Genomic DNA, 12,203 nt, shown 5'->3' with positions numbered 1-12,203 from the left:
TCAGACCGAAGTCTGACTTTACACACAAAATAAAGCGCTACATTATTTTGGCTCAATCGGTGCAAATGGAGCAACAACATCGGCATTTTGTGCACGATGACGCATGAAGTGATCCATCAAAACAATTGCTAGCATCGCTTCAGCAATTGGGGTTGCACGTACACCCACGCAAGGATCATGACGGCCTTTGGTCAGGACATCCGTATCTTCACGGTTAATGGTAATAGTTTTGCCCGGAGTCGTGATGGAAGCCGTTGGTTTCAGCGCAATCGAAACACGAATATCCTGACCGCTAGAAATACCACCTAAGATACCGCCAGCATGATTTGCAAGGAAACCATCTGTCGTCAACTCATCACGTGTCTCATGACCGAATTGTTCAGCTACGCCAAAACCGTCACCAATTTCCACGCCTTTTACTGCGTTAATTGACATCATGGCATGGGCGATATCTGCATCTAAACGATCAAATACAGGCTCGCCCCAACCTACTGGCACTTTTGATGCAATGATTTCAAGTTTTGCACCACAGCTTGTACCTTGCTCACGAAGTGAGGTCACTAAAGCTTCAAAACGTGGGACTGCATCAGCATCACCACAGAAGAATGGATTGTTTGGTACTTCATTCCAATCCAGTTTTTCTGCTTTTTCCGTTCCAATTTGAGTCACATGTCCACGAATCTCAATACCAAATTTCTCAAATAAGAACTTCTTAGCAATTGCACCCGCTGCAACACGCATTGCAGTTTCACGTGCACTTGAACGACCACCACCTCGGTAGTCACGGAAACCATACTTATGGGTATAGGTATAGTCAGCATGACCCGGACGAAAAGTTTGTGCAATGTTGCCATAATCTTTTGATTTTTGGTCCGTATTTCGAATCAACAAACCAATTGATGTACCAGTTGTTTTACCTTCAAATACACCAGAAATAATTTCAACTTCGTCTGGTTCTTTACGCTGAGTTGCAAACTTAGACGTCCCCGGCTTACGACGATCTAAGTCTTTTTGTAAATCAGCTTCAGAAAGTTCAATACCTGGTGGAACCCCATCAACGATAGCCATTAAGCCAACGCCATGAGATTCACCACAAGTCGTTACACGGAAGAGTTGCCCTATACTATTACCTGCCATGTCAAACGACTCCTTATGCTTGAACAGATTGAATGAATAAATCGCGGTATTTGCGGCACTGCTCAGCAGTTAAAGCAAAGATACCTGTGCCACCACGTTGGAACTGTAACCAGTAGAAGTCAACAGTATTAAAGTTTTGACGCATCGCCCATTCAGAGTTGCCGACTTCGATGACAATCAATCCATCTTCAGTTAAGTAATCCGCAGCTTGCGCTAACATTTTACGTACTAGATCTAAGCCGTCTTGACCTGCTGCCAATGCCATTTCTGGTTCATGATGGAATTCATCAGGTAGATCGGCCATATCTTCAGCATCAACATATGGTGGATTTGACACAATCAAATCATATTGATTTTCAGCAGGAATTTTTGCAAATAAATCAGACTCAAGCAAAGCAACTTGGTACTGTTTGTTATGATGTTCACAGTTAATTTGCGCAACTTCAAGAGCCTCTTTGGATAAGTCAGTTGCGTCCACTTCGGCATCTGGAAATGCATAAGCTAATGCAATAGCAATACAGCCTGAACCTGTACACATATCTAAAATGCGTTGTGGTGTTTTTGGATTTGGGTTTTCTGGCAGATTGTTCACTGCAGCACCCATCTCGCCATTTTCGCCTAAACAATAAGGTGCAAAACGATTTTCAATTAATTCAACAATTGGTGAACGCGGAATTAAAACACGTTCATCTACATAAAATGGCTTACCAAAGAAATAAGCTAAGTTTAGTAAATAAGACGTTGGCATACGCTCGTTAATACGACGTTCAAGTAATGCCAAGAATTCTGCAATTTCACTTGGAAGCAATTTAGAATCTAAAATCTCTGGGTTTGCATTCCAATCAAGAGATAATGTCTGTAATACCAGTGCTGAACTTTCAGCAACATAATCTTCTGTACCTTGACCTAAGTGAGCATCATATTGACGTAAAGCTGTAACACCAAAACGAATAAAATCACGAATTGTCGTTAAGTTTTCAGCTGCTTCCTGTAAATGTTCAGGGCTAATAGTCGGTCGATCCACTTAAGGCGTCTCCAAGGTCATAATTTTTTAAACGGCTTATGATACCTTGTTTTTGGCCCTATTGATCATGCAACTATGTTTTTATTCATTCTAGAAAATCATTTTTCAAACATCTGTGTAATCGATTCATTTTTAAAGTCATATACTTCACTTAGATCTAATTACTCAATGATGATTTAAATTGAAACGATTAATAATATTTCTTTTATCAAAAGAGTGTTTATCGGTTAGTGATAAAAAGCCCTTTAAGTCTGTACTTTTACCCCCATTGATAATTTTAAGTTTTATTTTGGGCTAAATATGAGCTACAAACATAATAATTTGATGGCTATGCGTCAAAGCTATTGGGACGACACCCAATCACAAACCGTACAATCTGAAAAAAAATATTTTCAGCAAATGTTGGTTGATTTGGATATTTTCCCTCAAGCAACGATTGAAAATGCGCGTGCTTTATTTTTCAGCTTGCCCAGTATCGTCATTGTAAAAGGTTACGCTTCTGGCTTTACTCACACTGAAGTGCACAACTTGATTAAGCAACATATAGAAGCACACAAACTTGAGTTACAGCGAAACAGCAGCGTTAAAATCAAGTTTAATCTATAAAATTTGATCTCTAATCCTGCTTAAAAATAAAGCTTTAGTAATCAGTTTGCATAACCTTACTGCTGATTCAGTAAGTTGAACTATTTTAATACGTTAAGAAACGCTAGAATTCGATACAATGTATTTTTCTGCGAATTGCTGATTAAAGGATTTAATTTACATGTCAGATCAGAACGATAAGCTTAAACAACTGAAAACCTCCTCTATGGATCGTCGCTTATCTATCGCTAAAGCTTCATTGCTTGCAGGTACTCGTTGGGCTGCATCTAACGCTACTTCTATGTTTTCAAGTGAAGAAGAAAAAGAGAAAAAACGTAAAAAAGCGATGAAAGATCAGGCTGAATATCTCGTCGCAGAAATTGGAAAATTAAAAGGCTCAATCGTCAAAATTGGGCAAATGATGGCTTTATATGGTGAGCATTTCCTGCCAGAAGAAATTACGCAAGCCTTAAATACACTTAACAACCAGACTGTCGCTTTGGCATGGCCTGCAATAAAAGTTCAACTACAAGATCAACTCGGTTCAAAACTTGATGATCTAGTTATTGATCATGAGCCTCTGGGTACAGCATCTTTAGCGCAAGTGCACCGTGCAAAACGCAAATCTGATGGCCTAGAGCTGGTCTTAAAAATTCAATATCCGGGTGTGGCAGATGCTATTGATTCAGATATGAATCTATTCAAAAACATGCTGAAACTCACCCGTATGGTGCCTCAAACCCGTGAATTTGATCAATGGTTTGATGAAGTGCGTGAAATGATGCACCGCGAAGTCAATTATAAAATTGAAGCAGATACGACACGCCGTTTTGCTTCGCGCTTAAAAGAAGATCCACGCTATATTGTGCCGCAAATCATTGATGGCTACTCAACCAATCAAGTGTTGTGTATGACATTTGAACGTGGCGTACCCATTAATAGCCCAGTCATGCTCTCGCTACCTCAAGAGCGACGTAATGCATTAGGCGAAGCTTCTCTTGAAATTGCCGTACGTGAAATCTTCGAATGGGGTGAAATGCAAACTGACCCAAACTTTGGTAATTACTTGGTACGTCTAGGCAATGGTGCCGATGTACTTGATAAGATTGTTTTACTCGACTTCGGTGCAATTCGTCAGTTCGATGAACATTTACTTAACGTCGCTCGTAATTTAATTACTGCAGGTTATAACCACAGTTCGGATCAAATGGTGAAAGCCATGACAGGTTATGAATTCTTTGATGGCATTCCACAAAGTATCAAGCCAGATATGGCTAAAGTTTTCTTACTTGCGACTGAAGCATTCAGTAGCAATGAAAATAATCCAAACATCCCTGCTGGCGTTATGGACGAGCAAAATCACTATGATTGGAAAAAAAGCCAATTACATAGTCGTGTTATGCAACAAGCGTCTAAATCAATGGCATCGCGTTATTTCTCTGTTCCACCGAAAGAGTTTATGTTTATTAGCCGTAAATTTATTGGTGCTTATACGTTTATGACCGTCATTGAGGCGAGAACCAATGTACGTCGTATGATTCAAAAGTATCAATAATTTTAATTACAATTCGCCAACGACTTGGTTGAAAAAATGTCAGCCAAGTCAATTAATAAAAAAAACATTCATTTTATTTTTTCAATAAATTTAATAATTTTAATATCTTATATTTACATACCACCCAGCCAAAGCCGTTCATCATTGACAATTAAGCATGTCACTTCTGACATGGTTTTTATGTAAGCGCCATGTCAGCATAAAAATAGAACAAGGTGAATGGAAAACAACAATGACCAATATGGTAAACAAGGCACAAGGATTTGGGCTTTCTCTTTTAACAAAAATGGCTGGTAGTCACGTATTAGATCAATTTAAATTACGCAAATTGGTTGAGAAATCGCTGTATCAAGGTTCAAAGGCTGGATTTAAAACCTTGAGCCATACGCAAAAAGCCTTTAAAACCAATAAGGATGTACATAAGCAACGTCTACCTAATCAGCAAAAATCATTGTTCGATTTAAATTTGACCGAAGAACAGCACATGACTGCTGAAGCAATGCAGCAATTTGCCAGTGAAGTACTTTATCCGCTTGCTCACCAAGCAGATCAGGATGAAAAATTTCCTGACGTCCTTTGGCAGCATGTACAAGATTTAGGTTTAAATTATTATGCCCTGCCTGAAGCTTTGGGCGGCGTAGCTGCAGAGAAAAATATTATCAGTAATATCTTAATTGCAGAACAGCTTGCCGAAGGTGATTTTAGCCTTACAGCTGGGTTGCTTTCGACCTTTAGTTGTATCAATGCAATAACACAATGGGGCTCAGAATCTATTCAAGCAACATATTTACCTGTATTTGCTGAAGACGCAGACATCATCGCAACATTTGCCGTCCAAGAAGCAACGGCTGCATTTAATCCCATGCAACTAAAAACCCGCGCTATCGCAGATGGTTCAAACTATAAAATCAGTGGTGAAAAAACCTTAGTCATACTCGGTGAGAAAGCTGATGTAATTTTAGTATCAGCCATGCTAAACGGCCAACCCGAAATATTTGTAGTACAACGTGATCAAACCATCAGCGCAAAAAAATCCCCAGCAATGGGATTAAAAGCAACGGAAACGGTAACACTCAACTTTAATCAGACGCCTGCTCAACGTTTAGGTGATGATGATTTTAACTACAGCGCATTTGTTGATTTAGGCAATTTGATGTGGTGTGCAATCGCTGTAGGCACTGCTACAGCCGTTAAAAAATACTGTATTCGATATGCCAACGAACGAACGGCCTTTGGTGAACCCATCTCACATCGTCAAAGTGTCGCTTTTATGATTGCAGATATGGCTATTGAGCTAGATGCTATGCATATGTTGATTTTAAATGCTGCAAGTTTAGCTGAGGCAGGTAAACCTTTTCATCGTGAAGCCTATTTAGCTCGTCTGCTCTGTGCTGAAAAATCCATGAAAATTGGTACTGATGGTGTGCAAATTTTAGGTGGTCATGGCTTTACCAAAGAACATCCTGTTGAACGTTGGTACCGTGATTTACGTGCCACTGCAATTTTACACTCTGGCTTACATGCTTAGATCAGTATAAAAAATAAGGAATAAATCATGAATTTACAAAATCCAAAAAAATTCAAAATGCTGATCGATCAAGCACACGAAGTTGCACTCAATGTGCTCCGCCCTATTTCACGTAAATATGACAAAGCCGAACATGCATATCCTAAGGAATTAGATATGTTGTCATCACTCGTTGATGGCATGAACGACGGTGGAGATGGCATGAATGCAGGTGCTGCGGTAAACAAGCGTGGTGATACAGATAGTGGAAATAAAAATGGCGTGAACATGTCGACAGCCTTAAGTGTGATAGAGATGTGTTATGGCGATACAGGACTTTTACTGAGTATGCCGCGCCAAGGATTAGGAAATTCAGCTATTGCTGCCGTTGCAAATGATGAGCAACTAGAACGCCTTAAAGGCACTTGGGCAGCCATGGCGATTACTGAACCCAACTGTGGCTCAGATTCAGCTGCCATTCGCACCACGGCGACGAAAGATGGTGATGAATATGTACTTAATGGCGAAAAAATATTTGTGACTTCTGGTGAACGTGCAGATTCAGTTGTGGTTTGGGCAACCTTAGATAAAAAATTAGGTCGTGCAGCCATCAAGTCTTTTGTAGTTAAGAAAGGCACACTAGGTATGTCTGTGGAGCGCTTAGAGCACAAACTCGGTATTAAAGCTTCCGATACCGCTGCGATTAGCTTTATTGATTGTCGCGTTCCTGCGGCCAATTTGCTTGGAAATGCAGAAATTGATGTAGCCAAAGGTTTTGCTGGTGTCATGGAAACTTTTGACAATACACGCCCTTTAGTCGCAGCAATGGCAGTTGGTTGTGCTAAAGCGTCACTTGAGCGAATCAAAGAAATTTTTAAAGATGAACTTGATGCGGAATATGTAACGCCATTTTTACAAAGTTCAAATATCGCAGCTCAAATTTATAGAATGGAAGCTGAATGGGAGGCATCGCGTTTATTGATGCTTAAAGCTGCATGGATGGCCGATAATAAAAAACCAAACTCACGTGAAGCTTCTATTGCTAAAGCAAAAGCAGGACGAGTAGGTAATGAAATAACACTTAAATGTGTAGAATTAGCAGCATCCGTTGGATATAACGAAGATGAACTATTGGAAAAATGGGCACGAGACTCAAAAATCTTGGATATTTTTGAAGGTACCCAACAAATTCAACAACTCATCGTTGCACGTCGTGAACTTGGCAAAAGTTCAAGTGAATTAAAATAATCGGTTTAAATCTACAACTGAAAGATGGATTTTTTTATGACATCGGTCTATAAACAATCCATCTTTTATTTTACCTTTTTAATTCAATATGTTTCGTATACGTACTATTCAAGCTCAAGATAATTCAGCTATTGCCGCTATTATTCGTAAAGTTTCAGCAGAGTTTGGCTTAGCAGCAGAATCTGGTTTTGCAGTTGCAGACCCTATCTTAGATAATCTTTACGAAGTTTATACCCAACATAACTCACAATATTGGGTCATTGAAAATGAACAAGGTACTATCCTTGGTGGCGGTGGTTTATCACCACTCAAAGGCTCAGACGATATTCTCGAAATCCAGAAAATGTATTTTTTAGCTGAACTACGTGGACATGGTTTTGCAGCCAAAATTTTAGAAAAATGCTTTGAATTCGCGCGAAACAATCAATTTCAGGCCTGTTACCTCGAAACTACAGCTTCTCTTGGGCAAGCCGTTAAACTATATGAAAAAAAGGGTTTTAAACATCTAGAAGCGCCGAAAGGAAACACAGGACATAGTCAAGCTTGTGAAATTTGGATGTTGAAAAACGTATAGTTCAACATCTCCAAACAGTTTATATCTTTAAGAGACAGACTTAGCCGTTTTAGCTTACATAAGATCAAGTGAATAACGACTGACTGTATTGATACAAATCCTTAAGATGTCATGAAGGAAACGGAAATTCCTCTCAACATAAAACAACAATAATAAGTTTAGCTGCACATGGAAAATGTACGAAAAGAGAAACTGCAATAAAATAGCCCACCCAAAGTGGGCTATTTTATTATCTATTATTGATTGATGTAGAAAAAATAAGCGTATATTACAAATACACTGTAGAGGTTCAATAGAGAAAACCTTGACCATTCTAAGCCAGATTCATAAGATCAAAGCCAGTAAATATGATCTGGCTAAATACTTGAACTATGAAATTGATACAGAATAAATTACATAACGTTTCTTTAACTATTCAAACCGCTAAAAACCATCACCTCAAAATTTTAAGTGTCTTGCTTACCGCTTCAATTTTGACTGGCTGCTCATCCTTAGGTGGTGGTTCTGTTGCCAAACGTGCATCAAAGCTATCCACAGGTATTCAAAAGGCATATGCCGTAAATCCAGAGACTGCCAATCGTGTTTCACCATATATTGTACAAACAGCTGATCAATATGCCGTCGACCCCCTGTTACTTGCAGCGGTAATACGTCAAGAGTCTACATTTAGGCCTTACGTCACATCACCCGCAGGAGCTGTTGGACTGACTCAAGTTATGCCGCGTTATTGGCAAACAACCTGTCAGGGTGATCTATATGATGAACTCACAAATATTAATTGTGGAACGTATATTTTAACTAAGTATAAGAATTCTGCTGGAAGTATGCCTAAAGCACTTGCTTACTATAATGTTGGCCCTACAGCCTACAATACAAATAGAAAAATGAAGAAACAAGGTAAACGATATGCCAAGCAAGTTAAGCAACATCAAAAAAATCTAAAAAGTGCACTGTAATAAATCCAAGTTCAATCCGATGAAACGTAGGATTGAACTTTTCAAATCAAAACACACTTAATTACAATTAAGTGCTTTAAGTCGCATTATTCAGATTGGCTTAAATATTATATTTAATATTTAAGTGAATATTTAACAAACAAACAGATTTTTTATTTAATACCATTTTTATATAAGACAATATCTTTAATATATTAAAAAGATAAAATAATACTTTAAAACTATTAATAAAAATTCTATAAAAAACAATATACTTATATATTGCCAATGTTAATAAAAACCAATATAGTTTAAATATTCTACACAATTACACATGTTTAAAATTTTAAAATATTCTATTCACAATCTTTCATTTATTTATGATTAACAATAATCAACCACATGAAATTTTTCAGCATTGTTTATTCATTAGATTTAGTTAATATCGTACATATCAGTAAAAATATATTACTGATTAACATATAAATTATTGGGGTTAATAATGGCTAAATTATCTTTAAATGGATTAACTGAAATTGACGGTTTTGTTGCTGCCGCATTAGTTGATAGTGAAAGTGGTTTAGCTTTGGCTACACAAGGTAATAACGATATCGACTTAGAATTAGCTGCTGCTGGTAATACAGAAGTTGTTCGTTCGAAGCGTAAAGTTGCCAAAGCATTAAATCTAAACGATTCAATCGAAGATATTTTAATTACTTTAGGTAAACAATATCACTTAATTCGTCCACTAGATTCAAATGAAGCTTTATTTCTCTATCTAGTATTAGACCGCAGTAAATCTAACCTTGCTATGGCACGCCACGAACTTAAACGTTTCGAAAAAGAATTAGATTTTTCTTAATTCTAATTGGGTTATTTCAACTGAAATAACCCACTTTTGTGGAATCTAGCATGAATAACACATTATATATTTCAGTCTTTGGCTTAAATCTAAATGTTATCAATGAAATTAAATCGATTATTTCAAATAAGTTAGCAACAAATATCACTATTCATTGGACACACATTGCTGATAGCAAACTTCAAGTACTATTAATCAATGATGACTTCATTGATTTACCGAATATAAATAAAATTAAGCATAATCGATTAATTATACTCAAACTAAAAAAAAATGAATTACATGCCAATAAAATCCAACATGACACTTTATTTTTGCCACTAACTAATCCAACAGAATTTGAAATTTGGTTAGTTAATACTGTCTTAACTCAAACTTGTAATCAGCTGCAAAATAATATATTACAACCGATAGTTAAAGATGTTGAGTATAAATTAAGTCATCAACAATTCTCTAATCTATTTACACAAATCAATAATCACCAACGTCTACTCATTTTACTAGATACAAATCCAATCGGCTTGATTGATAACATTAACAATGAGTTTTGGATTAAATCTCAGATAAAAATTTTGCAAAAATCTGAACTCACACTCATACCAGCTGATACAAATACTGTTGTTAACTTCAAATACAGTTCTAAATCAATCAATTTACAACATGGATTATGGCAGTTTGTTTGGGACTACGTAGGTTATGAAACCCCTACTTTTTCAAAACATTATAGACTTTTGCATTGGCCACAACCTATCGACTGTATCGAACGTAAATCATTACTGAAAATGTCAGCATTTTTTATGGAAGGTAGCTCAACGCAATATGTCGCTGAAAAAATGCAATTAAGTCAAAATTTCATTAATCGATTTCTTTTTGCTTGTGACATTGCAAACATGATTGAAGAAATACCTGCTATGGCTACCGTATTCCATACTCAACAAGTTGTAGAACAATCGTCAAAACCTTTACAGCAACTTTTCCGTAGCCTTAGAAAAAAACTTGGAATATAAATTTTAATATGATTTTACAGCAATACAAAATCGTTTTTGCCGGAACAATGGGGGCCGGAAAAACTACTGCTATTCAAAGCATTTCCGATATTCCTGTACTTTGTACTGAGGCTTTAAATACAGATCAGCATGCACATCAAAAAATGTTGACGACAGTAGGAATAGATTATGGTGAGCTTACACTCGAAGATGGTATAAAATTAGGGTTATATGGTACACCTGGGCAGGAACGATTCAACTTTATTTGGAATACAATTTGCAATGGTGCTATAGGTACAATCATTTTAATTGATCATACACATAACAATCCCATTCAACAAATTAATGAATATTTGAATTTTTTTTCAAAAAATAATGAAAACCTTATTATTGCTATCACCCATTTAGATAGTACACAGTATCAATCTACAAAGCTCTATAAGGAATGGCAAGAGCAGCAACAAACCCATCATCCTATCTTCTATATTGATGCTAGAAAGAAGTCCGATATTCTTTTTATTCTTGAAACACTTATTGCTAAAGCTGAAGTTCAACTTTCTATTTAAGGTTATGTCCATATGAGTTTATCTATACGAAAAAGTCGCACAGCACCACAGCTACTCATTGAGCATGCACATAGTTTAATGAAAGAATTAATTATGGATGTTTCAGGCGTTGAGTATGTAATGTTATGCTCAACTGATGGTTTTGAATTAAAGTCCATTCAAAAGAAAAATATTGAGAATTCTGGAAAGCTTGCCGCTGTTAGCAGTTCAATTTTGGCAATGGTTCAAGCATTTACCAATGAAATTAATCTTGTAGGCTGTCAAACAATTACATTAGATGCTGAAAATGGAAAAGCTTTACTTACAGCGATTTCCCATCCCCTACACCCAATGATATTAGTCCTTTTAACCTCTCAAGATGTGTTATTAGGACAATTGTTATACTCACTTAGAAAAGTCAGTGATGAACTTAGCCAATATCAATTACCAAGTTCATAAACAATTTTAAATATTTATTTCATTGAATTTCGGATTGCTTCTTCATCGAAATATTGGGTAAATGCAGAAATTCGTGTGTTTACAGCTGGATTTTGCATAAGGCTTTCTGCAGCGGTTTTTCCTAATAATTCAAATGCATTTGCTAAAGCATTTGTACCTTCATTTTCGGTCACTGCTTTTATTTCAGTTTTACAACGGGTTGTTAATAAATCTTGAAATAATTTTGCCATATTTTTATCTATTTTAGCGACTTCATCTGGGGTTGCTTTATTATATTTTGCAATCTCTGGATGAGCCGAAAATGCTAAATAAATCCAGGCTGTTAAATTTTGGCTTTCTTCAGCTGTTGTCGACTTACTTAGACATTCACTTAACTTATCTTGATAAACACCAGCATTAGTTAACGTTATTGTTAATAATAAGCTTGTCGCTAATAATTTTTTCTTGAACATTAAGATTCCCTATAAAAAATTATAAATTTGATGTAATTATACTGTTTTATTCATTTTTCGCCTTAGCTGAAAATGACTTTTCAATGGATTAATTAAAACAAGAATTGGGGTTCTCCTTCATGCTCTTCTTACTTAAAGTTACCATTTCTATTTTTATCGCATAAAAAAATCCCCCTATCTCATAAGAGTTAGGGGGATTTTGAATAATGAGCTGGCGATGACTTACTCTCACATGGGTAACCCCACACTACCATCAGCGCTAAGAGGTTTCACTTCTGAGTTCGGGAAGGGATCAGGTGGTTCACTCTTGCTATTGTCGCCAGCACAACTGTTA

Annotated in this window: 13 protein-coding genes and 1 rRNA gene; 10 read left to right on the top strand and 4 right to left on the bottom strand. The window is 36.7% G+C overall.

The annotated features are described in order from the left end of the window. Window positions 1-42: 42 nt before the first annotated feature. Complete coding sequence (gene aroC, locus A9J31_RS12380; protein WP_067766365.1) at window positions 43-1,137, bottom strand: chorismate synthase; 1,095 nt, start codon at window positions 1,135-1,137, stop codon at window positions 43-45. A gap of 13 nt (window positions 1,138-1,150) precedes the next feature. Further along, on the bottom strand, window positions 1,151-2,161 hold the full coding sequence (prmB, locus tag A9J31_RS12375; RefSeq protein WP_067766362.1) for a 50S ribosomal protein L3 N(5)-glutamine methyltransferase: 1,011 nt from the start codon (window positions 2,159-2,161) through the stop codon (window positions 1,151-1,153). 300 nt (window positions 2,162-2,461) lie between these two features. Here prmB and A9J31_RS12370 point away from each other — a divergent pair, with 300 nt between their 5' ends. The 10 genes from A9J31_RS12370 (at window position 2,462) to A9J31_RS12325 (ending at window position 11,417) form a co-directional block, all read left to right on the top strand. After that, window positions 2,462-2,767 (top strand): hypothetical protein, encoded by a 306-nt coding sequence (locus A9J31_RS12370; protein WP_067766359.1) that lies wholly within the window; start codon window positions 2,462-2,464, stop codon window positions 2,765-2,767. Between the two features lie 160 nt (window positions 2,768-2,927). After that, window positions 2,928-4,301 (top strand): ABC1 kinase family protein, encoded by a 1,374-nt coding sequence (locus tag A9J31_RS12365; RefSeq protein ID WP_067766356.1) that lies wholly within the window; start codon window positions 2,928-2,930, stop codon window positions 4,299-4,301. 241 nt (window positions 4,302-4,542) lie between these two features. After that, window positions 4,543-5,829 carry an acyl-CoA dehydrogenase family protein gene (locus tag A9J31_RS12360; RefSeq protein WP_171256703.1) on the top strand — a complete coding sequence of 429 codons (1,287 nt, stop codon included), beginning with the start codon at window positions 4,543-4,545 and terminating at the stop codon, window positions 5,827-5,829. A 27-nt stretch (window positions 5,830-5,856) separates the two neighbouring features. Next, window positions 5,857-7,056: an acyl-CoA dehydrogenase family protein gene (locus A9J31_RS12355; RefSeq protein ID WP_067766350.1), complete on the top strand. Its 1,200-nt coding sequence runs from the start codon at window positions 5,857-5,859 to the stop codon at window positions 7,054-7,056. A gap of 88 nt (window positions 7,057-7,144) precedes the next feature. Further along, entirely contained in the window at window positions 7,145-7,630 is a 486-nt protein-coding gene (locus A9J31_RS12350; protein ID WP_067766347.1) for a GNAT family N-acetyltransferase, read from the top strand. 371 nt (window positions 7,631-8,001) lie between these two features. After that, window positions 8,002-8,586 carry a lytic transglycosylase domain-containing protein gene (locus A9J31_RS12345; protein WP_081410325.1) on the top strand — a complete coding sequence of 195 codons (585 nt, stop codon included), beginning with the start codon at window positions 8,002-8,004 and terminating at the stop codon, window positions 8,584-8,586. Window positions 8,587-9,067: 481 nt separating this feature from the next. Then, window positions 9,068-9,427: a roadblock/LC7 domain-containing protein gene (locus A9J31_RS12340; RefSeq protein WP_067766344.1), complete on the top strand. Its 360-nt coding sequence runs from the start codon at window positions 9,068-9,070 to the stop codon at window positions 9,425-9,427. 50 nt (window positions 9,428-9,477) lie between these two features. Further along, a complete protein-coding gene (locus A9J31_RS12335; RefSeq protein ID WP_067766340.1) occupies window positions 9,478-10,434 on the top strand; it encodes a hypothetical protein in 957 nt (318 codons plus the stop codon). Between the two features lie 8 nt (window positions 10,435-10,442). Continuing rightward, window positions 10,443-10,979: a GTP-binding protein gene (locus tag A9J31_RS12330; RefSeq protein ID WP_067766337.1), complete on the top strand. Its 537-nt coding sequence runs from the start codon at window positions 10,443-10,445 to the stop codon at window positions 10,977-10,979. A 12-nt stretch (window positions 10,980-10,991) separates the two neighbouring features. Further along, window positions 10,992-11,417 carry a roadblock/LC7 domain-containing protein gene (locus A9J31_RS12325; protein WP_067766334.1) on the top strand — a complete coding sequence of 142 codons (426 nt, stop codon included), beginning with the start codon at window positions 10,992-10,994 and terminating at the stop codon, window positions 11,415-11,417. Between the two features lie 14 nt (window positions 11,418-11,431). Here the strand turns inward: A9J31_RS12325 and A9J31_RS12320 are convergent, their stop codons facing one another. Both A9J31_RS12320 and rrf read right to left on the bottom strand, forming a co-directional pair. Further along, window positions 11,432-11,869: a hypothetical protein gene (locus A9J31_RS12320; RefSeq protein ID WP_067766331.1), complete on the bottom strand. Its 438-nt coding sequence runs from the start codon at window positions 11,867-11,869 to the stop codon at window positions 11,432-11,434. 209 nt (window positions 11,870-12,078) lie between these two features. Beyond that, a 5S ribosomal RNA gene (rrf, locus tag A9J31_RS12315) occupies window positions 12,079-12,193 on the bottom strand. Between the last annotated feature and the right edge of the window lie 10 nt (window positions 12,194-12,203).

It is taken from the genome of Acinetobacter gandensis, from assembly GCF_001678755.1.
GTDB lineage: Bacteria > Pseudomonadota > Gammaproteobacteria > Pseudomonadales > Moraxellaceae > Acinetobacter > Acinetobacter gandensis.
The sequence above is the reverse complement of the archived record's forward strand: the minus strand, read 5'-3'. Positions and strand labels throughout refer to the sequence as shown.